The 23,934-nt window shown below is 63.7% G+C and carries 16 protein-coding genes; 13 read left to right on the forward strand and 3 right to left on the reverse strand.

Translation table 11 applies throughout. The features are described from left to right. Window positions 1–53 precede the first annotated feature (53 nt). The 4 genes from smc (at window position 54) to def (ending at window position 7,947) form a co-directional block, all read left to right on the forward strand. A complete protein-coding gene (gene smc / locus OYT13_RS10095) occupies window positions 54–3,569 on the forward strand; it encodes a chromosome segregation protein SMC (protein WP_017234114.1) in 3,516 nt (1,171 codons plus the stop codon). A 39-nt stretch (window positions 3,570–3,608) separates the two neighbouring features. Next, window positions 3,609–5,126 carry a cell division protein ZipA C-terminal FtsZ-binding domain-containing protein gene (locus OYT13_RS10100; protein ID WP_268567656.1) on the forward strand — a complete coding sequence of 506 codons (1,518 nt, stop codon included), beginning with the start codon at window positions 3,609–3,611 and terminating at the stop codon, window positions 5,124–5,126. Between the two features lie 177 nt (window positions 5,127–5,303). Next, window positions 5,304–7,397 carry an NAD-dependent DNA ligase LigA gene (ligA, locus tag OYT13_RS10105; protein ID WP_268567657.1) on the forward strand — a complete coding sequence of 698 codons (2,094 nt, stop codon included), beginning with the start codon at window positions 5,304–5,306 and terminating at the stop codon, window positions 7,395–7,397. A 16-nt stretch (window positions 7,398–7,413) separates the two neighbouring features. Next, window positions 7,414–7,947 carry a peptide deformylase gene (def, locus tag OYT13_RS10110; protein WP_150563524.1) on the forward strand — a complete coding sequence of 178 codons (534 nt, stop codon included), beginning with the start codon at window positions 7,414–7,416 and terminating at the stop codon, window positions 7,945–7,947. A gap of 200 nt (window positions 7,948–8,147) precedes the next feature. On the opposite strand, the gene OYT13_RS10115 is transcribed toward def, so the two are convergent. The 3 genes from OYT13_RS10115 to map form a co-directional block, all read right to left on the reverse strand. Further along, a complete protein-coding gene (locus OYT13_RS10115; RefSeq protein WP_268567658.1) occupies window positions 8,148–10,010 on the reverse strand; it encodes a pseudouridine synthase in 1,863 nt (620 codons plus the stop codon). After that, on the reverse strand, window positions 10,007–12,571 hold the full coding sequence (locus OYT13_RS10120; RefSeq protein ID WP_017234142.1) for a [protein-PII] uridylyltransferase: 2,565 nt from the start codon (window positions 12,569–12,571) through the stop codon (window positions 10,007–10,009). The genes OYT13_RS10115 and OYT13_RS10120 overlap by 4 nt, the downstream gene beginning before the upstream one ends. Window positions 12,572–12,647: 76 nt before the next feature. Next, window positions 12,648–13,475: a type I methionyl aminopeptidase gene (map, locus tag OYT13_RS10125; RefSeq protein ID WP_017234141.1), complete on the reverse strand. Its 828-nt coding sequence runs from the start codon at window positions 13,473–13,475 to the stop codon at window positions 12,648–12,650. A gap of 520 nt (window positions 13,476–13,995) precedes the next feature. Here map and rpsB point away from each other — a divergent pair. The 9 genes from rpsB to bamA all read left to right on the forward strand — a co-directional run bounded on the left by rpsB (window position 13,996) and on the right by bamA (window position 23,910). After that, window positions 13,996–14,748 carry a 30S ribosomal protein S2 gene (gene rpsB / locus OYT13_RS10130; RefSeq protein ID WP_020372913.1) on the forward strand — a complete coding sequence of 251 codons (753 nt, stop codon included), beginning with the start codon at window positions 13,996–13,998 and terminating at the stop codon, window positions 14,746–14,748. 155 nt (window positions 14,749–14,903) lie between these two features. Further along, window positions 14,904–15,785, forward strand: coding sequence for a translation elongation factor Ts (gene tsf, locus OYT13_RS10135; protein ID WP_026131985.1), 882 nt, complete (start codon window positions 14,904–14,906; stop codon window positions 15,783–15,785). Between the two features lie 97 nt (window positions 15,786–15,882). Beyond that, on the forward strand, window positions 15,883–16,596 hold the full coding sequence (gene pyrH / locus OYT13_RS10140; RefSeq protein ID WP_026131984.1) for a UMP kinase: 714 nt from the start codon (window positions 15,883–15,885) through the stop codon (window positions 16,594–16,596). A gap of 85 nt (window positions 16,597–16,681) precedes the next feature. After that, window positions 16,682–17,242 (forward strand): ribosome recycling factor, encoded by a 561-nt coding sequence (gene frr / locus OYT13_RS10145; RefSeq protein WP_017234137.1) that lies wholly within the window; start codon window positions 16,682–16,684, stop codon window positions 17,240–17,242. A 64-nt stretch (window positions 17,243–17,306) separates the two neighbouring features. Beyond that, window positions 17,307–18,089: a polyprenyl diphosphate synthase gene (gene uppS, locus OYT13_RS10150; RefSeq protein ID WP_026131983.1), complete on the forward strand. Its 783-nt coding sequence runs from the start codon at window positions 17,307–17,309 to the stop codon at window positions 18,087–18,089. Beyond that, window positions 18,089–18,898, forward strand: coding sequence for a phosphatidate cytidylyltransferase (locus OYT13_RS10155; RefSeq protein ID WP_261938685.1), 810 nt, complete (start codon window positions 18,089–18,091; stop codon window positions 18,896–18,898). The genes uppS and OYT13_RS10155 overlap by 1 nt, the downstream gene beginning before the upstream one ends. 2 nt (window positions 18,899–18,900) lie before the next feature. Beyond that, window positions 18,901–20,100: a 1-deoxy-D-xylulose-5-phosphate reductoisomerase gene (gene ispC, locus OYT13_RS10160; protein ID WP_268567659.1), complete on the forward strand. Its 1,200-nt coding sequence runs from the start codon at window positions 18,901–18,903 to the stop codon at window positions 20,098–20,100. Between the two features lie 43 nt (window positions 20,101–20,143). Continuing rightward, on the forward strand, window positions 20,144–21,535 hold the full coding sequence (gene rseP, locus OYT13_RS10165) for an RIP metalloprotease RseP (RefSeq protein WP_268567660.1): 1,392 nt from the start codon (window positions 20,144–20,146) through the stop codon (window positions 21,533–21,535). 71 nt (window positions 21,536–21,606) lie between these two features. Further along, window positions 21,607–23,910 (forward strand): outer membrane protein assembly factor BamA, encoded by a 2,304-nt coding sequence (gene bamA / locus OYT13_RS10170; protein WP_026131982.1) that lies wholly within the window; start codon window positions 21,607–21,609, stop codon window positions 23,908–23,910. Window positions 23,911–23,934: the final 24 nt, after the last annotated feature.

A 23,934-nucleotide genomic window follows, 5' to 3' on the forward strand; every position in this document is an offset into this window, starting at 1 on the left:
TAAGCGCGTCTGCGTCTTTCCCATCATTCCATGACCGATAAAGCGAACCTGCCGTGCGTCTGACCTCCATCAAACTCGCCGGCTTCAAGTCCTTCGTCGATCCGACGAACTTCGCGGTGCCTGGCCAACTGGTCGGGATCGTTGGCCCCAACGGGTGCGGCAAATCCAACATCATCGACGCCGTGCGCTGGGTGCTCGGTGAGTCGCGCGCCTCGGAGCTGCGCGGCGAATCGATGCAGGACGTGATTTTCAACGGATCGACCGCCCGCAAGCAGGCGAGCCGCGCCAGCGTCGAACTCGTGTTCGACAACAGCGCCGGGCGCGCCGCCGGGCAGTGGAGCCAGTACGCCGACATCGCGGTCAAGCGCGTGCTCACGCGCGATGGCACCTCCAGCTACTACATCAACAACCTGCCGGCCCGCCGGCGGGACATCCAGGACATCTTCCTCGGTACCGGCCTCGGGCCGCGCGCCTACGCCATCATCGGACAGGGGATGATCTCGCGCATCATCGAGGCCAAGCCGGAAGAGTTGCGCGTGTTCCTCGAAGAAGCTGCGGGCGTCTCCAAGTACAAGGAGCGTCGTCGCGAGACCGAGAACCGCCTGCAGGACACGCGCGAGAACCTCACGCGCGTCGAAGACATTCTGCGCGAACTCGGCAGTAATCTCGAAAAGCTGGAATCGCAGGCCGTGGTGGCCAATCGGTACAAGGACTTGCATCGCGACGGCGAAGAAAAGCAGCAGTTGCTGTGGCTGCTGCGCAAGAACGAAGCCCAGAACGAACAAGAGCGTCAACAGCGCGCGATCGAATCGGCGCAGGTCGATCTCGAAGCGCAGATGGCGCGTCTGCGCGGCTCCGAATCGGATCTCGAAACGCTGCGCGCCGCTCATTACACGGCCACCGATGCCGTTCAGGCCGCGCAAAGCGCCATGTACGAGGCGAATTCGGAGGTCAGCCGGCTGGAAGCCGAGATCCGCTACGTCGTCGAGTCGCGCAACCGCGTGCAGGCGCAACTGGCGGCGCTCACCTCGCAGCGCGAGCAATGGCAGGCGCGCTCGGCGCAGTCGGAGGAGGCCCTGACGCTCGCGGAAGAAGAACTCATCATCGCCGAGGAGCGCGCGGCCACGGCGCAGGATCAGGCGGCCGATCAGAACGATGCGCTGCCAGCGCTGGAAGCCGGCTGGCGCGACGCGCAGACCCTGCTCAACGAGCAGCGCAGCGAGATTTCGCAGGTCGAGCAGAGTCTGAAACTCGAAGCGGCGCACCAGCGCAATGCCGATCAGGCATTGCAACAGTTGCAGCAGCGTCAGGAGCGTCTGCAAGGCGAGGCGCGCGGGCTCGACAAGCCCGACGAAGCCGAACTGGAGATGCAGCGCGCCGATCTTGCCGAACATCAGGCGATGCTCGAAGACGCGCAGGCCGAACTTGCCGATGCGCAGGAGCGGCTGCCGCGACTCGAAGCCGAGCGTGCCGAGGCGCAGGCGCGGGTGCAGTCCGAAGCCGCGTCCATTGCGCAGCTCGAAGCGCGTCTCACCGCACTCAAGCAACTTCAGGAGAGTGTGCAGACGGAGGGCAAGGTGCAGCCGTGGCTCGACAAGCACGAGTTGGCGCAATTGCCGCGTCTATGGAAGAAACTGCACATTGAGCCGGGCTGGGAAAACGCCCTTGAATCGGTGCTTCGCGAGCGTCTCGCCGCCCTGGAAATCAGCAATCTCGATTGGGTGAAGGCGTTTGCGAGCGATGCGCCGCCGGCCAAGCTGGCGTTCTATTCGCCGCCACCGGCCGCGCGTGCGCTCGACGCCCCGGCGTCGCTGCGCCCGCTGCTTTCGTTGCTGCGCATCGACGATCCTGGCCTTCGTGCCGTGCTGCAGGAATGGCTCGGTCACGTGTTCGTCGCCGACGATCTCGCGCAGGCGATGGTCGCCCGGGCGCAACTGCCGGAGGGCGCGTCGCTCGTCGTCAAGGCGGGGCACCAGGTCACGCGCGTGGGTGTGCAGCTTTATGCCGCCGACTCCGAGCAGGCTGGCTTGCTCGCGCGTCAGCAGGAAATCGAGAACCTGGGCAAGCAACTGCGCGCGCAGGTGTTGCTGTCGGACGAAGTCAAGGCTGCCGCCGTGCGGGCGGAGGCTGCCTACAGCCAGGCGGCGCAGTCACTCAGCGAGGTGCGCGGGCGTGCCGAGCGCGCCACCCAGCGTGTGCATGCGCTGCAGATGGACGTGCTCAAGCTCACGCAAGCCTATGAGCGCTTCAACGCCCGCAGCACGCAGATCGACGAAGAGCTGCGTGAAATCGCCGCGCAGATCGAGGAGCAACTGGCGCTGCGCGCCGAATCGGAGGCGAACTTCGAGCAGAGCGACGCGCGTCTGGCCGAATTGCAGGCGACGTTCGAAGACGGGCAGCTCGAATTCGAATCGCTCGACAGCCGGCTCTCGGATGCCCGCAACCGTGCGCGCGAGTTGGAGCGTCTGGCGCAGGAAGCGGCGTTCGGTCAAAAGGGGATTTCAAGCAAGATCGACGAGCACCGCCGCAGTATCCAGACGGCGCTCGAGCAGGCCGAACGTTTGGTGGTGTCGATCGAGCAGGCACAGGCCGAACTCACGCAGATCACCGAACAGACGGTAGAGAACGGTTTGCAGGACGCGCTTGAACTCCGCGCGCAGAAGGAAGAGATTCTCGGGGCCGCACGCATTGAACTCGAGGCGCTCACGCACAAGTTGCGTCAGAGCGACGAAGAGCGGCTGGCGGCGGAGCGCGGGCTGCAACCGCTGCGCGACCGGATCACGGAATTCCAGTTGAAGGAGCAGGCGGCACGCCTGAACCGCGAGCAGTTCGTCGAGCAACTGACGGCGGCCGAGGTCGACGAGGAGGCACTCGCCGTCAAGCTGACGCCCGATATGAAGCCGTCGTACCTGCAAGGCGAAGTCACCCGCATCAACAACGCGATCAACGCGTTGGGTCCGGTCAACATGGCCGCGCTGGAAGAGTTGGAGACGGCGCGTGAGCGCAAGGTCTTCCTCGACGCACAGTCGGCCGACCTGAACGACGCCATCGACACCCTCGAAGGCGCGATTCGCAAAATCGACGAAGAGACGCGGGTGATGCTCCAGGGCACATTCGACGAAGTGAACAAGCATTTCGGCGAACTGTTCCCGCTGCTGTTCGGCGGCGGACAGGCCAAGCTCATCATGACCGGCGACGAAATCCTCGACGCTGGCGTACAAGTCATGGCGCAACCGCCGGGCAAGAAGAACTCCACGATTCATCTGCTGTCGGGGGGAGAGAAGGCGCTCACGGCCATTGCACTGGTGTTCGGCATGTTCCAGCTCAATCCGGCACCGTTCTGTTTGCTCGACGAGGTGGACGCGCCGCTGGACGATGCCAACACCGAGCGCTACGCCAAGATGGTGGCGCGCATGTCGGACCGTACTCAATTCGTATTTATTTCGCATAACAAAATCGCGATGGAAATGGCCAATCAGCTCATCGGCGTCACCATGCAGGAACAAGGGGTGTCGCGGATCGTCGCGGTGGACATGGAGTCGGCGATCAATCTGGCCGAGATCGTCTGAGCCCGCGCCCACGATGGAGAAGAGAGAGGAACGCCGCGCATGAATGAACTGCAGCTCAGCTTGATTGGCGCAGGGGTAGTGGTACTGCTGGGAGTCGTGGCCTATAACGCCTGGCAGGGCAGCAAGGCACGCGCACGAATACCGCGTCGCATGCCGGTCGACGGTGCCGGCATCGATGCGACCGCCGGCGTGCCGGATGCCGACGACGACCGTCCGTTCATCGAACCGACGCTTTCGCCGCCGCGGGTGCCGGCACAGTCGAGCGAGCGCCGTGAGCCCACGCTGGGGCCAGCGGTGGCGGCCGGGAGTTCGGTGCAGGATGCTTTCGCGATCAACGAGGATGCCTGGGATGCGCCGCCGGCGTCGCGCAAGCGCGCCGCGCAGGACGCCGCCGCCCATGCCGCCCGCCCCGAGGAACCCGTGACTGCCACGGCCGACACGGCGGTGGAGGCCGACGACGGCGCTCTCGACAGGCAAGCGCAGGCCCGCGACGCGCAGGAAGCGGCGGCCGCGAGCGCGGTCGCACGCTTTGACGCGGAACTGGCGGCCGATGACACCGTGGACGCTGCGGCAGCCGGTTCGGTCGCCACGGTGGCCGGGGCGCCCGAGCTCGCCAACGTCGACACCCACGAACCCGTTGCAAACGCCGAGGCAGTCGCGACGGCGGCTGCCACGCCCGAGGCAGCGGCTGCGACCGTGGTGCCCGTGGCGGCACCGCCGGCTGCGCCGAGCGGTCCGCCGCCGGTCATCGACGAGCGCATCGACTGCGTCGTTGCGCTGCCGTTGGCCAATGTGATCGCGGCGGAGCGTTTGATGCCGCTGACGGTACGCATGCGCCGCGCGGGCAGCAAACCCGTCAACATCGAGGGCCGTGCCGACGAGCATTCGCCGTGGGAGTTGATTCGCTCCGGCGGGCGCTACCACCAGTTGCGCATGGCTGTACAGTTGGCCAACCGCGCGGGCGCCCTGAATGAGGTCGAGTTCTCCGAGTTTTCGAATCTCGTGCAGACGCTCGCCGATGCGGCTGACGCGTTGCCCGAATTGCCCGACATGGTGGAGACGGTCGCCCGCGGCCGCGAACTCGACAGCTTTGCCGCGCAATGCGATGCCCAACTGTCGGTGAACGTGCTTTCGGACGGCGCGCCGTGGTCGGCCAACTACGTGCAGGCGGTCGCCACGCAAGACGGGCTGCTGCTCTCACGCGACGGCATGCGGTTCGTCAAGCTCGATGCACGCCAGAATCCGGTGTTCATGCTGCAGTTCGGCGACACCAACTTCCTGCGTGACGACCTGACATACAAGGGCGGCGATCTGATCACGATGCTGCTCGATGTGCCGGTGGCCGACGAGGACCTGCTGCCGTTCCGTCTGATGTGCGATTACGCACGTTCGATCGGACAACGCATTGGGGGCCGCGTGGTGGACGATCAGCGTCGACCGCTCTCCGATGCTGCGCTGCAAAACGTCGACAAGCAATTGCTCAAGCTCTACGAACGCCTCGAGGCGCGCGGGTTGCCGGCGGGCTCGCCCGTCACGCGCCGCCTGTTCAGCCAGTAATTTCGAACCGAAGCGCGGCAGACGACGACCCGTCGGATGCCGTGTTCGAAGCACGCCGTTCACCGTCGGGTGAGCGGCGTTTTTTGTTCCAATCGATGGATGAAAGCGATCGACAACGCGCAGTTGCGTACGTCGAAGGCATAATGTCCTGACTTCCCGTCTCCCGAGTCTGCTTGCATGTCCCAAACTTCTGTTCCGGGTCAGGGCGCGAACGCCCCTACCGCTACCGATGCATCGCCCGCCACCCGCCGCGCGGCCGAGTTGCGTGCCGAGTTGGTGCGTCACAACCGCGCGTACTACGAAGAGGATGCGCCGCTGATTCCGGATGCCGAGTACGACCGCCTGTTTGCCGAACTGGTCGCGCTCGAGACGAGTCATCCCGAATTGAAGCGTCCCGATTCGCCCACGCAACGTGTGGGTGGCAAGCCGGTGGAAGGGTTCGCGCAGGTCGTGCATCGCGTGCCGATGCTCTCGCTGAACAACGGCTTTGCCGACGAGGATGTTGAAGCGTTCGATCGTCGTGTGTCGGATGGACTGCGCGATGGCGGAGCACCCACCGGCGATCTGTTCGGCGCGCCCGTCGAATATGCGGCCGAGCTGAAGTTTGACGGGCTCGCGATCGCTTTACGCTATGAGCGCGGGGTGCTCGTGCAGGCAGCCACGCGTGGCGACGGCACGACGGGCGAGGAGGTCACCGCGAACATCCGCACGATCAAGACGATTCCGCTGCGCCTGAAGACCGATAACCCGCCCGAAGTGCTCGAGGTGCGGGGTGAAGTGCTGATGTTCCGGGCCGACTTCGACAAGCTCAATCGGGCGCAGGAAGCGGCGCACGAGAAGGTGTTCGTCAATCCGCGCAACGCGGCGGCGGGCAGTCTGCGACAGCTCGATTCGAGGATTACGGCGAAGCGCCCGTTGTCGTTCTTTGCTTATGGGGTGGGGGAGCTGGTGGGTGTCCCGATGCCGGAGACGCACTCGGCATTGCTCGACTGGTATGTCACGCTCGGAATTCCGGTCAACGAGCGGCGCGAAGTCGTGCGGGGCGCACAGGGGTTGCTGGCGTTCTACCGCGCGGTGGGAGAGGCGCGTGAGACGCTGCCTTACGACATCGATGGCGTCGTCTACAAGGTCAACCGTCGCGACGAGCAGGATCGGCTTGGATTTGTCTCACGCGCCCCGCGCTTCGCGCTGGCGCACAAGTTTCCGGCGCAGGAGGCGCTGACGACGTTGCTCGACATCGAAGTGCAGGTGGGGCGAACCGGGGCAATTACGCCGGTGGCGCGGCTCTCGCCCGTCTTTGTCGGCGGAGCGACCGTCACGAATGCTACGCTGCACAACGAAGACGAGATTCGCCGCAAGGACGTGATGATTGGCGATACGGTGATCGTGCGCCGGGCGGGCGATGTGATTCCGGAAGTCGTCGGATCGGTGCTCGAGCGTCGACCGGACGATGCAAGAGCGTTCGTCATGCCGACGGCGTGCCCGGTGTGCGGATCGGCCATCGAGAAACTGCCCGACGAGGTGATCGCGCGATGCACGGGCGGCTTGATTTGCGCGGCGCAGCGCAAGCAGGCGTTGCTGCACTTCGCCCAGCGTCGGGCGCTCGACATCGAGGGGCTTGGCGACAAGCTCGTGGAGCAGCTGGTTGACCAGCACATCATTCGCACGCCTGCGGATCTGTTCAAACTGGGCGTGGCGAAGCTTGCCGCGCTTGACCGGATGGCCGACAAGTCGGCGTCCAATCTCGTGGCGGCGCTGGAGACGGCCCGTCACACGACGCTGGCGCGGTTCATCTTCGCGTTGGGTATTCGCCATGTGGGCGAGGCGACGGCGAAGGATCTCGCGCGTCATTTTGGCAAGCTCGACAATGTGATGGCGGCGAGCACCGAGGAATTGCTGGCCGTGCCCGACGTCGGACCGATTGTGGCCCAGTCCATCGCCAATTTCTTTGGCGAACCGCATAATGTCGAAGTGATTGAGCAACTGCGGGCGGCGGGCGTGACCTGGGTGGAATCTGAGCCGGCGGCTGCGGCACCGCTGCCGCTGGCCGGCAAGACCTTCGTGCTCACAGGCACGCTGCCGACGCTCTCGCGCGACGAGGCGAAAGCCATGCTGGAGGAGCGGGGGGCAAAGGTTGCCGGCTCGGTTTCTGCGAAAACCGACTACGTGGTCGCGGGCGCAGAAGCCGGCAGCAAGTTGGCGAAGGCCGAGGCACTGGGTGTGCCCGTGCTGGACGAAGACGCTATGCGGGCGATGTTGGCCGCGCTTTGATGGGAGGATCCAATCGATGATTCGCGACATCCTGAAGATGGGCGATCCGCGCCTGCTGCGCATCGCCAAACCCGTGGAACATTTCGACACGCCCGAGTTGCGGGAGCTGGTCGCCGACATGTTCGACACCATGAAGCACGCAAACGGCGCGGGACTGGCGGCGCCGCAGATCGGCGTTGATCTGCAGGTGGTGATCTTCGGCTTCGAGCATAACGAGCGCTACCCGGACGCGCCCGAAGTGCCTGAAACCGTGCTCATCAATCCCGTCATCACGCCGCTCACGCAGGACATGGAAGAGGGCTGGGAAGGCTGCTTGTCGGTGCCGGGGCTGCGCGGCATGGTCAATCGTTATTCGATGCTGCGCTATGAGGGGGTCGACCAGTATGGCCGAGCGATCGACCGCGTGGCTGAGGGCTTTCACGCCCGGGTCGTTCAACACGAGTGCGACCACCTGATCGGCAAGCTCTACCCGATGCGCATTACCGACTTCAGCAAGTTTGGATTTACCGAGATTCTCTTTCCGGGACTGGATCCCAAGAGCGACGACTGACGTGGGGACGAGGCGGCACCGCGTTAACCTGATACGCGGCAATTGGCTGATCTTGCCGAGCGTCTGGACCGGATCGCGGGCCAGTCCGATAATGCCCTCGCCTGAAAGACAAAACCCCATGCTCCGAAAAACATGGGGTTCGTCTGAACGCTGAGCCCGCCTCGATGGCGGGCTTTTTCATGGGCTATGTCGTCGCTGACTCAGAAGCCTTCGCCGGCGCGCAGATAGCGCCACTCACCAACGGGCAGGTTGCCCAGCGTGATGCGTCCCATGCGAACGCGCTTGAGGCCGGTCACATGCAGGCCGACCAGTTCGCACATCCGGCGGATCTGGCGTTTCTTGCCTTCCTTGAGCACGAAGCGCAGTTGCTCCGGGTTCTGCCACTCGACCTGTGCGGGTTTGAGCGGTTGATCGTCGAGTTCCAGGCCGTGACGCAGCAGGGCCAGACGGTCTGTCGGGAAATGCGCCTGAACGTTCTCGACATGCTCGTTATACGAGACGCGCACGAGGTACTCCTTCTCGATATCCGAATCTTCCCCGATCAGTTGCTTGGCAATGCGACCGTCTTGCGTCAGGACGAGCAGGCCGGTCGAGTCGATGTCGAGGCGTCCGGCGGGCGCGAGACTGCGTAGATGCGACGGCGAGAAGCGCACGCCGGCATCGTCCTCGGCCCAGTGATGCTCGCGCGTGACCAGCACGACAGCGGGCTCGTAGCCGTCTTCTGCCTGTGCGGAGACGTAGCCCACGGGCTTGTGCAGCAGAATCGTCATGCGGTTGGCCTGCTCCTTGTGCGCAGCCTGCACGACGGTGATGTCCTGGGTCGGCAGGATCTTCGTGCCGAGTTCGGTCACGACCTTGCCGTCGACGCGAACCCAGCCCTTGGCGATCCACTCGTCGGCTTCGCGACGCGAACACAGGCCGAGCTCAGACATGCGCTTGGACAGGCGCAGCGACCCAGCGGCGTCGTGATGGACCTTGATGTCGTCATCGGCATCGCGCGCGGGGCGTGCCGGCCGTGCAGTCCGCGCGTCACGATCGTCGCGGGCGAAGCGGCCGCCGGGCGCGCCTTCGCCACGGGAACCGCCTTCGGTAGCACGACGCGGGCGGTCTTCGTCAAAACGGCGGGGGGCACGGTCGTCGGGTCCCCGTTTAGCCGGACGGGCGAAATCGCCACGGGCGCCACCTTCGGCGGCACGACGGGGACGATCTTCTTCAAAACGGCGCGGGGCGCGGTCGTCGGGTCCCCGTTTGGCCGGGCGGGCGAAATCGCCACGGGCGCCACCTTCGGCGGCACGACGCGGACGATCTTCGTCAAAACGGCGCGGGGCGCGGTCGTCGGGTCCCCGTTTGGCCGGACGGGCGAAATCGCCACGGGCGCCACCTTCGGCGGCACGACGCGGACGATCTTCGTCAAAACGGCGCGGGGCGCGGTCGTCGGGTCCCCGTTTGGCCGGACGGGCGAAATCGCCACGGGCGCCACCTTCGGCGGCACGACGCGGACGATCTTCGTCAAAACGGCGCGGGGCGCGGTCGTCGGGTCCCCGTTTGGCCGGACGGGCGAAATCGCCACGGGCGCCACCTTCGGCGGCACGACGCGGACGATCTTCGTCAAAACGGCGCGGGGCGCGGTCGTCGGGTCCCCGTTTGGCCGGACGGGCGAAATCGCCACGGGCGCCACCTTCGGCAGCGCGACGTGGACGCGATTCGTCGTCAAGTCGTGCCGGACGCGCGCCAGCAACGCGCTCGCGTTGGCCACGTGCGGGCGGACGTTCGCCCGTCGAACGCTTTTCGTACGGCGTTGTGCTGCCGGCCGCAGGTTTGCGTGGCGCGGCGGCACTTCCGGCCGGGCGACGTGTACCCGCCGGCGCAGCCGCATTGTCCACCGGACGCGGTCGTGCCGGTTTCGCGGCCGGCTTCTTCTTTGCGCCGCTCGCGTCGAGCATCGACGCGGGCACGGCTTTGGTCGGACGGCTCAGCGCGCCGGACGAACGCACCGGAGCGCGAGTCTTGTCGAGAGTGCGGGGATGTTTGGCGCTCAGTTTGGTGCGCGGGGTATCGCTCATGATTCCAATGCTTCGAGTAATTCGGTCTCGACGGCGATTTGCAGACGACTGTCCTGCAAACGGCTGCCATCGAGCAGGAACGTGTCTTCGACACGCTCGCCGAGGGTGTTGATGCGGGCGGTACGCACGCTTACGCCGTGACGCGCAAGCACGCGAGCGACCGCGTACAGCAGACCGGTGCGGTCGTTGGCCGACACCGATAGCAAGTAGTACTGACCGCGATCGTCGGGTCGCAAATCGACGCGCGGCGTGACCGGGAAACTGCGCGAGCGTCGCGGCAGCCGGCCTTTGCTGGGCTCTGCCAGCGGCTCGACACGCGTGAGCAGCGACACCAGTTCGCTCTCCACCAGATTGATGATGTCGCGATAGCTCGTGTCCAGACCCGGGTCGGTCAGCAGGAAGCTGTCCAGGGCAAAGCCGTGGCTGGTCGTATGTACCTTTGCGTCGAGAATCGATAGCCCTTTGCGCTCGAAATAGCCGCAAATGCGCGCGAACAGATCGAGCTGGTCGCGCACGTAGACCATCACCTGCAGCCCTTCGCCGATCGGTGAGGGACGTGCCTTGACAATGGGGGTCGCGCTGCCCACGTGCCGCCAAAGATGGCGCGTCTGCCATGCGACGTCGGCCGGATCGTTGCGCAGGAAGTAGGCGACGTCCAGCGTGCTCCAGAGCGCCTCCTGCGCGCGCTCCGGCACGGTGTAGAGGCGCAGCAGCCCGAGGGCCTCTTCCTTGCGCGTTTTGAGCTGTGAACGCGGATCCGGATTGGCGCCGCCCAGCACCTGCAACGTCAGCCGGTACAGGTCTTCGAGCAGCTTGCCCTTCCAGGCGTTCCATACCTTCGGGCTGGTGCCGCGAATATCGGCGACCGTCAGTAGATACAGTGCCGTCAGGCGCCGCTCATTCCCCACTTTCGCCGCAAAGCGGCGGATGACCTCGGGGTCGGTGGTGTCCTGCTTCTGCGCCACCGTGCTCATCGTCAGATGCTCACCCACCAGCCAGACGATCAGATCCGTGTCCTCCTCGTCGATGCCGTGACGGGTGCAGAAACGTCGGGCATCGGCCATGCCGAGCGTGGAGTGATCGCCGCCGCGACCCTTCGCAATGTCGTGAAACAAGGCCGCGACCGTCAGCGCCCAAGGTCGGTCGAAGTTCGCGATCAACTGGCTGCAGAACGGGTACTCGTGCGCGTGCTCCGCCACGGCGAAACGGCGGATGTTGCGCACGACCATCAGGATGTGCTGGTCGACGGTGTAGACGTGGTACAGGTCGTGCTGCATCTGGCCGACCACGCGACGAAAGTTGATCAGATAGCGGCCGAGCACGCTCGTCTGGTTCATCAGGCGCAAGGCGTGGGTAATGCCCTGTGGCTGCTGGAGAATGCCGAGAAACGTGCTGCGATTCTCGGGGTCGGCGCGCCACTGCGCGTTCATCAGTTCGCGAGCGTTGTACAGCGCCCGCAGCGTGCGCGCCGAGAGCCCCTTCACACCGACGACCTGTTCGTAAAGCAGGAACGTCTCGAGGATCGCGTTCGGGTGACGCTGGTACAACTCGTCGTCCACGATTTCGATCATCCCTTGCTTCTCGACGAAACGCTCGTTGATCACCCGCGTGACCCCGCTGGTTTGCGGGAACAGGCGCGCTTCGACGTTGAGCAGCAGCACCGTATTGAGTTGCGAGACGGCTTTGGCGGCCCAGTAGTAGCGCCGCATGAGCTGCTCGCTGGCCCGCTTGGTGGGGGTGGCGTCGAAGCCGAGACTTTGCGCGAGCGACGTTTGCATGTCGAATACGAGCACGTCCTGACGCCGTCGCGCCAATAAGTGTAGCCGTGCGCGCAGGCCCTTGAGGAATTGCTCGTTGCGTCGCAGCTCCTTGAGCTCGCGATCGGTCAGCAGTTCCCGCGCGAACAGTTCCGCCCAGCTGTTGCCGAGGCCGGCGGCCTTCGTCATCCAGAGAATGACCTGCAGGTCGCGCAGTCCGCCGGGGCTTTCCTTGCAGTTGGGTTCAAGGCTGTACGGGGTGTCCTGATACTTGGCGTGACGCTGGCGGATCTCCAGCTGTTTGCTGCGGAAAAACGCTCGCGGATCGAGATCGGCGGAGAAGCGCCGCTCGAAGTCGTCGAAGAGCGCCGCATTGCCGGTGAGCAGGCGGGCTTCGAGCAGGCTGGTTTGTACCGTGACGTCGGCATGGGCTTCGGTGATGCACTCGTCGACCGTGCGGACTGACGATCCGATCTCGAGCCCGATATCCCACAGGAAGCCGATAAACGGCTCCACGTGCGAGGTGAGCACCTGCGCGTCGGCGTCCGCGTGGAGCAGGAGAATGTCGACGTCCGAGTGCGGGTACAGTTCGCCGCGCCCGTAGCCGCCCACGGCGACGAGCGCGAAACCGTCGGGCATTTCGCACTCGTCCCACGCGTCGCGCATGGCTTGATCGACCGCCTGGCATAAGCCATGCAGAAGCACGTCGATCTTGCCATGTGTGGAAAAGCGGTCGACGAGTTCGGCTTTGCGGTCCTTGAGGGCCTGACGTAGCGGAGACGGGGCGTGCGCACGCGCGTGCATGGCGGCTTCCTGGTGGTGAAAGTAACGAGTCAGGCCGGGCGGCCGCCGCGGTGACAGGCGGCCGGACTTCAGTGGCTCAGGTAGCGGTGGCGAACGATGTCACGTACGACGAACCGGGCGGCGGCGGCGGCGTCAGGGCGGAGTGCGTGAGCACCTCGTGGCCCGTTGGCGTCACGAGCACCGTGTGCTCCCATTGCGCCGACAGACTGCGATCGCGCGTTTTGACCGTCCATTGATCGGGCATCGTCCGAATCTCGCGCTTGCCCGCGTTGATCATCGGCTCGATGGTAAAGATCATGCCCGCCTGCAACTCGAGGCCGGTGCCCTGGCGACCGTAATGCACGATCTGCGGGTCCTCGTGGAATACCTGGCCGATGCCGTGGCCACAGTATTCGCGAACCACGCTATATCCCTGGGCTTCGGCATGCGTCTGGATGGCGTGGCCGATATCGCCCAGATGCGCGCCCGGGCGCACCTGGTTGATGCCGAGCCACATGCATTCATACGTCACCTGAGCCAAACGCTTCGCCAGGATCGAACCTTCGCCGACGATGAACATGCGGCTGGTATCGCCGAAGTAGCCATCCTTGATGACGGTGATGTCGATGTTCAGGGCGTCGCCGTTCTTGAGCGTTTTGTCGCCGGGAATGCCGTGACAGATCACGTCGTTGACCGAGATGCAGGTGGCCTTGGGGTAGGGCGGATAACCGGGCGGTTGATAGTTCAGCGGTGCCGGCACGGTGCCCTGCTCCTTGAGCATGTATTCGTGGCAGAGCTGGTCGAGCTCCCCGGTCGTGACGCCGGCGCGCACATGCGGTGTAATGAAATCGAGCACCTCGCTGGCCAGTCGGCAGGCGACGCGCATCATTTCAATATCGTGGGCATTCTTGAGGGTGATGGCCATTGCTGAATCGGAGAGATTGCGTAAACAGTGCCGCATTATCGCACCAACGGACGGTTTTCGCCCCGTCCGGCTTGGATTTCGGAGCGTTCCGACGAGGAATTTCCAAGGTTCCTGGCGCAGCGCTCGCTCGCGCGGTGAACCGGCCGGAGCGCCGCGCAGATCGGGCGTTTCCGACTTGTCATCACAAGTTCACGCGTCGCTTGAGTGCAGGTGGGCTCCGATGCTATAATCTCGGGCTAAGTCGAGGACGAATTGCTAATAAACCCAAGGGTTTTCCCTTGTGTTTCAACGGTCTTCGCCGGGTTTTCAGGGGTGTTTTTGCCCCAGTGTGGTGCCGATCGGTGCCGCATCCGGCGGATTGCGGGGTGGCATTGTCGATCGTCGGCTTGGAAATTTTGAAATCGCGGGCCGGCGCACCCAGGGTGCCCGATCTTCGCAGACGGGTCATGCAAAGCTGTGTGGCAGTCTGGCGAAACGGGTACGGCAGCCGGTCTAAGACCTAACCCTCACGGAGAATCACATGTCTGTCACTATGCGTCAGATGCTGGAAGCGGGCGTCCACTTTGGTCACCAAACCCGTTTCTGGAACCCCAAGATGGCCCCCTATATCTTCGGCCATCGCAACAAGATTCACATCATCAACCTCGAAAAGACGTTGCCGATGTACCAGGACGCACTGAAGTACGTGCGTCAACTGGCAGCAAATCGCGGCACGATCCTGTTCGTGGGTACGAAGCGTCAGGCGCGTGACATCGTGGCGGAAGCCGCGGGTCGCGCCGGCATGCCCTACGTCAACAACCGTTGGCTGGGCGGCATGCTGACGAACTTCAAGACGCTGAAGTCGTCGATCAAGAAGCTCAAGGACATGGAGCAGGCCCTGGAAGCCGGCGAGCAAGAGCGCATGAGCAAGAAGGAAGCGCTGCTGTTCGATCGCGAAATGGCCAAGCTGCAGAAGTCGATCGGTGGCGTGAAGGATATGGGCGGCATGCCCGACGCCATTTTCGTCGTCGACGTCGGCTACCACAAGATCGCCATCACGGAAGCCAACAAGCTGGGCATTCCGGTGATCGCCGTGGTCGACACGAACCACTCGCCGGAAGGTGTGGATTACATCATCCCGGGTAACGACGACTCGAGCAAGGCTGTCGAGCTGTACGTGCAAGGCGTTGCCGACGCTGTCCTCGAAGGCCGTGCAAACGCCGTCAAGGAAGTCGTGGAAGCCGTTCGCGGCGATGGCAACGACGAGTTCGTCGAAGTGAACGAAGAGGCGTAAGCGGCCGCCGCTGCGTAACAAAAGGGGCTGCTGGTGGCGCCCCTTTTTTTTAGTCCGATTTTCCCGCGTCGGGTGCGCGGGGCGCCACGGGGCGGGCAGCGAGGCCGTCCGGACGCCATCCACTCCCGACTGATTCGATATACAGGAGTAACGATATGCCGGCAATTACTGCAGCAATGGTGGGCGAACTGCGCGCCAAGACCGATGCGCCGATGATGGAATGCAAGAAGGCGCTGACCGAAGCCGATGGCGACATGGTCCGTGCTGAAGAAATCCTGCGTGTCAAGCTGGGCAGCAAGGCCAGCAAGGCCGCCAGCCGTATCACCGCCGAAGGCGTGATCGCTGCCTACATCGACGGCGGCAAGGGTGCCGTGGTCGAAATCAACTGCGAAACCGACTTCGTCTCGAAGAACGACGACTTCCTGAAGTTTGCGAACGACGTGGCCAAGCTGGTCGCCGAGCACAACCCGGCCGACGTGGCGGCACTGTCGGCGCTGCCGCTCGACGGCAAGACCGTTGAGCAAGTGCGCGCGGACCTGATCGGCAAGATCGGCGAAAACATGACCATTCGTCGCTTCCAGCGCTATGACACGGCGGGCAAGCTGGCGGCTTACCTGCACGGCACGCGTATCGGTGTGGTCGTCGAGTATGACGGCGCTGACGCCGAAGTCGGCAAGAACGTCGCCATGCACATCGCCGCAATGAAGCCGGTGGCCGTGTCGGGCGATCAGGTCTCGCCGGAACTGATCGAGAAGGAGCGCAAGGTCGCTGCCGAGAAGGCTGCCGAGTCGGGCAAGCCGGCCGAGATCGTGGCCAAGATGGTGGAAGGCAGCGTGCAGAAGTTCCTCAAGGAAGTCTCGCTGTTCAACCAGGCTTACGTGAAGGACGACAAGTCGAGCGTCGAGCAGATGCTCAAGGCCAACAACACCACGGTGAAGGCTTTCACCATGTTCGTGGTCGGCGAAGGCATCGAGAAGAAGCAGGACGACTTCGCGGCGGAAGTGGCGGCGCAAGTGGCTGCGGCCAAGCAGTCGTAATTCGCGCAGTACCGCAGTATCCGGGGGCGGCGGTGCCGTCCCCGTTGTTTCATCCAGAATACCCAACAGTGCCCGACCAGACTTCTTAAGGACCGCCATGTCTACTCCTTACAAACGCGTACTTCTCAAGCTCTCTGGTGAAGCCCTCATGGGTGACGATGCGTTCGGCATCAACCGCGCGACCATCGAACGGATGGTTGACGACATTGCCGAGGTCGTTCGCCTGGGCACGCAACTGGCCGTCGTGATCGGCGGCGGTAATATTTTCCGGGGCGTGGCAGGCGGTGCCGCGGGTATGGACCGTGCAACGGCCGACTACATGGGCATGCTGGCCACGATGATGAATGCCCTGGCGCTGCAGGATGCCATGCGCCATGCGGGTATCGAAGCGCGTGTGCAGTCCGCGCTGCGCATGGATCAGGTGGTCGAGCCCTACATCCGCCCGCGTGCGATCCGTCAGCTCGAAGAGGGCAAAGTCGTGATTTTCGCCGCGGGTACCGGCAACCCGTTCTTTACGACCGACACGGCAGCGGCGCTGCGCGGTTCGGAAGTCGGCGCCGAAGTGGTCCTCAAGGCGACCAAGGTCGACGGCGTATACTCCGCAGACCCCAAGAAAGATCCCAACGCGGTAAAGTATTCGACCATCAGCTTCGACGAGGCGATCTCCAAGCACCTGCAGGTCATGGACGCGACGGCTTTCGCGCTGTGCCGCGACCAGAAGATGCCGGTGCGAGTCTTCTCGATTGTGAAGCCGGGCGCGCTCAAGCACGTCATTCTCGGCGAAGACGAGGGAACGCTCGTCCACGTTTGAGTTCAAATTGCGGCGTCGGCGTGCATGGGCGCGCCGACGCCGTATTATTTACGTTTGCGTAACAATTCAAGGTTTGGAGGTTGTCATGAGCGTTGCTGACGTCAAGAAAAGTGTCGAGCAAAAGATGAAAAGCTCGATCGAGTCGTTCAAGAACAACCTGGCGAAGATTCGTACCGGTCGTGCGCACGTCGGCCTGCTCGATCACGTTCAGGTGGACTACTACGGCTCGATGGTGCCCATCTCCCAGGTCGCCAACGTGAACCTCGTGGATAGCCGTACGATCGGCGTGCAGCCGTGGGAAAAGAAGATGGTTGGCGTGGTCGAGAAGGCTATCCGCGAATCGGATCTGGGTCTGAACCCGGCCACGCAAGGCGATCTGATTCGTGTGCCGATGCCGATGCCGACCGAAGAGCGCCGTCGCGAGCTGACCAAGCTGGTCAAGTCGGAAGGCGAAGCCGCCAAGGTCGCCGTGCGTAACCTGCGCCGCGATGCCAACGAGCAGCTCAAGAAGCTGGTCAAGGACAAGGAAGCGTCGGAAGACGACGAGCGCCGTGGCAGCGACGAAGTGCAGAAGCTCACGGACAAGTTTGTCGCCGAGATCGACGAACTGGTCAAGCAGAAGGATGCCGAGATCATGACGGTCTGAGTGCCCCGGCACTCACCGCAAGACCTCCGCTGACTTTCGCGCTCGACTCCCGCACCGTACCTCAATGGGTTTTCTCAGCTCTACGCGCTCCGTTCCCAAGACAGAGAGCATTCCTCGCCACGTTGCTATCGTCATGGATGGCAATGGGCGTTGGGCTACCCGTCGCAAGTTGCCTCGCGTGGCGGGCCACAAGCGTGGCGTCGATGCCGTGCGAGAGGCAGTGACGGCCTGCGCCGAAATCGGCGTCGAGTATCTGACGCTGTTCGCGTTCAGTTCCGAGAACTGGCGCCGTCCGCAGGACGAGGTGTCGACGCTGATGCAGCTTTTCATTCTCGCGCTCGAGCGTGAAGTCGGGAAGCTGCACAGCAACGGTATTCGCCTTCGCGTCATTGGCGCGCTCGACGCGTTCGAGCCGCGCATTCAGGAACTGGTCAGGCGTGCGGAAGCCCGCACACAGGACAACACGGGCCTCACGCTGACCATTGCCGCCAACTATGGCGGCCGATGGGACATTTTGCAGGCGGCCCAGAAGCTCGCCGCCGCGCGTGTGGCGGCCGGTGGTGCCGCGGCGCTCGACGCGCCGTTCACCGAGGACGATCTCGCGCCTTACCTGAGCATGGCCTACGCGCCGGAGCCGGATCTCTTCATTCGCACCGGTGGCGATCAACGCATCAGTAATTTTCTGTTGTGGCAACTGGCGTACACTGAGTTGTATTTCACCGAAGAATTCTGGCCGGACTTCAACGCCAATACCCTCAAACGGGCCGTCGCCGAGTTTCAGCAGCGCGAGCGCCGTTTCGGCCGTACCAGCGCGCAAGTCCAGAGCCCTCCGGGACATTCCGCCTGATGCTCAAGACACGCGTCATTACCGCTGTCGTACTTCTCGCCATTCTTTTGCCTGTGATCTTCGTCGGTACGCCGGCGCAGTTCGCATTACTTGCCGCCGTGATCGTGGCCGCCGCCGGCTGGGAATGGGGGCGGCTCGTCGGTCTGAATGACACGGGCGCCGTCTTCTATGGGGCGCTTGCCCTCCTGGGGGTGGGCCTGACATGGGCAGGCGGCTGGATGCTCTCGTCAATCTGGCTCAAGCCCGCGGCCATCTTTTGGGTGCTCGCGGGACCCTACACGCTCGCCCGCAAGCCGGCGACGCGAGGGGCATGGCGCGGTTTGTTGCTGGTCGCCGGCCCGGTGTTGCTGATCGCGGCATGGCAGGCGCTGTGTCTGGCGCGTGATCGCGGCGTGGCATTCCTGCTCTCGGTGCTCGTGATCGTCTGGCTTGCCGACACGGGCGCGTATTTCGCCGGCCGTGCGTTTGGCCGTCGCAAGCTCGCGCCGTCGATCAGTCCCGGCAAGTCCTGGGAAGGGGCGATCGGCGGGTGGCTGCTGGTGCTCGTGGTCGCTGCCGGGGTTCTCGCGAGCGGCTTGCAGGCGCCAACCCTCGTTTCTCATTTCGCCGGCACGCAAGGTCTGGCACTGGGCGCATTGGCGCTGACGGTGCTGGTGGCTTTCTCCGTCGTGGGCGATCTGTTCGAATCTCAACTCAAACGGCAGGCCGGCGTGAAGGATTCCAGCGCGCTGCTTCCCGGCCACGGGGGCGTGCTCGATCGAATCGACGCGTTGCTTCCGGTGCTCCCGCTGGCTTTGCTCCTCGTCTGATCATGTCGCAACGACTCTCCATTCTTGGCTCCACCGGTTCCATTGGCGTTAGCACGCTCGATGTGGTGGGGCGTCATCCCGGCCGCTTCTCCGTCTACGCGTTGTCGGCGCACCGTAACCTGGATCGCCTGTTCGAGCAGTGCGTCACGCATCGCCCAGCAGTGGCGGTGGTGGCCGACGCCGATGGTGCCCGCTCGCTGGCGGCGCGTCTGGCTGACGCCGGTCTGAAGATCGACGTGACCTACGGTCCGCAGGCGCTGGTCGAGATCGCGCAAGCGGCCGAGGCCACGATGGTCGTTGCGGCGATCGTCGGTGCCGCGGGGCTGCAGTCGACACTCGCCGCCGCGCGCGCCGGCAAGCGCATTCTGCTGGCGAACAAGGAGTCGCTGGTGCTCTCCGGTGCCCTGTTCATGGCGACGGCCGAACGCGCCGGGGCGACGTTGTTGCCGCTCGACAGCGAGCACAACGCCATCTTCCAATGCCTGCCGCAAGTGGCCGGCGAGACCCGCGTGTCGACGCGCGGCGTTGAAAAACTGGTGTTGACCGCGTCGGGCGGGCCATTCCGCGAGCGCGAGCTGGCGTCGCTCGAGAACGTGACGCCGGACGAGGCGTGCGCGCACCCGAACTGGGTGATGGGCCGCAAGATTTCGGTCGACTCCGCCAGCATGATGAACAAGGGCCTCGAAGTCATCGAGGCGCATTGGCTGTTCAATATGCCGCCCGAGAAGATCGAGGTGTTGATCCATCCGCAGAGCGTGATTCACTCGATGGTGACGTACACGGACGGCTCGACGCTCGCCCAACTCGGCAACCCGGACATGCGTACGCCCATCGCCCACGCGCTGGCGTTCCCGGATCGGGTGACGTCGGGTGTGGCGAGCCTCAATCTTGCCGACATCGGCAAGCTGACTTTCGAAGCGCCGGATTTGCGCCGTTTTCCGTGCCTGCGTCTGGCATTCGACGCGCTGCATCGCGGCGGTACGGCGGGCGCGCTGCTCAATGCGGCCAACGAGATCGCCGTGGCCGCCTTCCTTGAAGGCCGCATTCGCTTTACGGCCATCGGCCAGGTGGTCGAGCAGGTGCTCGACACGGTTGCCGTCGGTGAGGCGACGTCGCTCGACGTCGTGCTCGACGCCGATCGCCGCGCGCGCGAACTGGCGACGGCCATCGTCGCCAAACTGCCGGCCCGGGCGTCGTCCTGACGCCTGACTCTATGTCGTAACGCCTTCGCGCCCCCATTCGCTCATGACTCTGTTGACCACGTTGCTTGCGTTTGCCGTCGCCATTGGCGTGCTGGTGGTATTCCATGAGTTGGGGCACTACTCGGTCGCGCGGCTGTGCGGCGTCAAGGTTCTGCGTTTTTCGGTCGGGTTCGGCACGCCGCTGCTCAAGTGGACGATGGGGCGCGATCGTACGGAGTGGACGGTTTGCGCGCTGCCGCTGGGCGGGTACGTCCGAATGCTCGACGAGCGCGATGAAACCCAGGTCGTCGCCCCGGAGGATCGCGCGCGGGCCTTCAACCGCCAATCCGTCTATAAGCGATTTGCCATTGTGGCGGCCGGTCCGGTCGCGAACTTCCTTCTGGCGATCGCCCTGTATGCGGGCCTGAATCTCGCGGGCGTGACCGAACCCGTCGCGCGCATTGCACCGCCGGCGGCCGGTACGCTGGCCGCTCGCGCGGGGCTGTCCGGTGGCGAGTTGATTACCGGCGTTCGCGAGAACGGGAAGAGTCCTGACGAAGCCGTCGGAGACGAGATGCCCGTTCGGTCCTGGGAAGACCTTCGCTGGCGCCTGGTCGATCCGATGATCGAAGGGCAGCGCGTGACGCTCGTGGCGCGTACCCGCGACGGGCGCGCTGAATACATGCTGGACGCGGCGGGTCAGCACTTCGACGCCGATGGCGAGCAGGACTTCATGCAGCGCCTCGGTCTGACGCCGTCGGCGCGGGTCAAGGTGGGCCAGCTCCTGCCGGGTGGTGCGGCAGGGCCCGCTGGACTACGTGTCGGCGACGAGATCACGGCCGTCGACGGCAGTCCCATCGCGTCGGCCAAGGCACTGGTGGACGCCGTACGTGCTCACCCGGGCAAGCCAATGACGCTTACCGTGCGACGCGACGGCGCGCTGCACAACGTGACCCTGACGCCAAGCGCGGAAGTCGATCCGGCCGAGGCGGGCGGTGCGCGCGTGGGCAAGATCGGCGCGGCGCTGGCGTCTCAGGTCGATACGGTGACGGTCCGGTATGGACTGATCGAGGCCATTGGCAGGGGGGCGCAGCGCACCTGGGATGTCACTTCGTTCAGCGTACGAATGTTCGGGAAGATGATTACCGGGCAGGCATCGCTCAAGAATCTGAGTGGGCCGGTGACGATTGCGGACTATGCGGGGCGTTCGGCCCGACTCGGCCTGGATTATTTCGTCGCCTTTCTCGCGCTTGTCAGCATTAGCCTTGGCGTATTGAATCTGTTGCCGATTCCGGTTCTGGACGGTGGCTATCTGTTATATTATGCGGTCGAAGCGATTACCGGTCGGGCAGTCTCCGAGCGGTGGCAGGGCGCACTGCAACGAGTGGGCATCGTTTGCATCCTCGCGCTGTCTGCCGTAGCCCTATTCAATGACCTGTCGAAATTGTTGCACTAGACGGCGTCACGCGCCTGCCGTCGCAGGCAAATCCGAGTTGTTACGATTCAATTGTTTCTTGGGGAAGCAAGTTGTCGAATAAATACCACCTTGTTCCGAAGACCCTGGTGATTGCGGTTCTGGCGGCACACAGTTTCCTGGCGCGGGCCGTCGAGCCGTTCGTGGTCAAGGATATCCGAGTGGAGGGCTTGCAGCGCATTGAACCCGGTACGGTGTTTTCGTACTTGCCGGTCAAGCCGGGCGACAAGTTCAACGACGATAAGGGCACCGAAGCAATTCGTGCCCTTTATGCAACGGGCTTGTTCTCGGACGTGAGCGTCGAAGCGCAAGGTAACGTGCTGGTGGTGCACGTCAACGAGCGTCCCGCGATTGCTTCCATCGACTTCCTCGGCATCAAGGAATTCGACAAGGACGGTTTGAAAAAGGCCTTGCGTTCGGTCGGCCTGACCGAGGGTCGCAGCTTCGACCGAAATCTGCTAGAGAAATCGGAACAGGAACTCAAGCGTCAATACCTTACGCGCGGTTACTACGCTGCCGAGGTGAAGACGACGATCACGCCGCTCGAGCGTAATCGCGTGGGGATCCAGTTCGCCGTCACGGAAGGCCCGAAGGCCACGATCCAGCAGATCAACTTCGTTGGCAACAAGGCATTCTCGTCGTCGGATCTGACGGCCGAGATGCAACTTGGCACGCCGAATTGGCTGTCGTGGTATTCGAAGAACGACTTGTACTCCAAGGACAAGCTGACGGGCGATCTGGAAAAGGTGCGTTCGTTCTATCTGAACCGTGGTTATCTGGAATTCAACATCGACTCCACCGACGTTTCCATTACGCCGGACAAGGACGAGATGTTCCTGACGATCAACTTGCACGAAGGCGATCCGTACAAAGTGTCGGACGTCAAGCTGACCGGCGAGATGCTGGGCAAGCAGGACGACGTGCGCAAGCTCGTGCAACTCAAGGCCGGCGACACGTTCTCGGCGGCCAAGCTGCAGGCCAGCACGAAGGCAATTTCCGACATGCTGGGCAACTACGGCTTCGCGTTCGCGAACGTGAACGCTCAGCCGACGATCGATCGGAAGGACCACACCGTGGCGCTCACGCTGACCGTCGATCCGGGTCGTCGCGTGTACGTTCGCAAGATCAACATCGTGGGCAACTCGCGTACGCGTGACGAAGTGATTCGCCGCGAAATGCGCCAGCTCGAAAGCTCCTGGTACGACGCCGATCGACTCAAGCTGTCGCAGGATCGTATCAACCGCCTGGGCTACTTTACCGACGTGAACGTGACGACCGAGCCGGTGGCCGGTTCGAACGACCAGGTCGACCTCCAGGTGAAGGTCGAAGAAAAGCCGACTGGCACGATCAACGTCGGTGCGGGCTTCTCGTCGACGGACAAGGTCGTGCTGCAAGCCGGTATCAGCCAGGACAACGTGTTCGGGTCGGGTACGTCGCTGTCGGTCAACGTGAACACCGGTAAGACGTACCGGACGTTGGCTGTCACGCAGGTTGATCCGTACTTCACGGTCGATGGCGTGAGCCGTATCACGGACATCTACTACCGCACGTATCAGCCGCTGCTGCTCACGAGCGATTCGGATTTCCGTATCAACACGCTGGGCGGCAATCTGAAGTTCGGCGTGCCGTTCTCGGAAGTCGATACGGTGTTCTTCGGTCTGGGCTTCGAACAGACGCGTCTGCATCTGACGAGCGACGGCTCGACGCCGCAGCGCTACATCGACTACGCCAACCAATTCGGCTACGTCAGCAACAACTATCCGCTGACCATCGGTTGGTCGCGCGATTCGCGTGATAGCGCGCTGATCCCGAACCGCGGTCATTATCAGCAGGCCAATATTGAAATCGGTACGCCGATTGGCACGACCAAGTACTACCGTGCCTACTATCAGCACCAGTACTACTACCCGGTGAGCCGTGGCTTTACGCTGGCACTCAACGGCGAAATCGGCTACGGCCACGGGATGGGCGGTCAGCCGTTCCCGATCTTCAAGAACTACTTTGCCGGCGGTATCGGTTCGGTGCGCGGCTATGAGCCGAGTTCGCTGGGTCCGAAGGACACCAATGGCGAACCGCTCGGGGGCGCGTCGAAGCTGATCGGCAACATCGAGCTGACGTTCCCGCTGCCGGGTACGGGGTATGACCGTACGCTGCGTATCTTCACGTTCATGGACGGTGGTAACGTGTTCGATAACGGCCAGGCGATTACCTTCAATAACCTGCGTTATTCCTACGGCTTCGGTTTGTCGTGGATTTCACCGATTGGCCCGCTCAAGCTCTCGATGGGCTTCCCGCTGGTCAAGAAGGTGGGCGATCAGTACCAGAAATTCCAGTTCCAGGTCGGTACGTCGTTCTAACGACGGCGAGTCGATCGGTTCCGA

The organism is Pandoraea sp. XJJ-1 (assembly GCF_026802345.1).
GTDB lineage: Bacteria > Pseudomonadota > Gammaproteobacteria > Burkholderiales > Burkholderiaceae > Pandoraea > Pandoraea cepalis.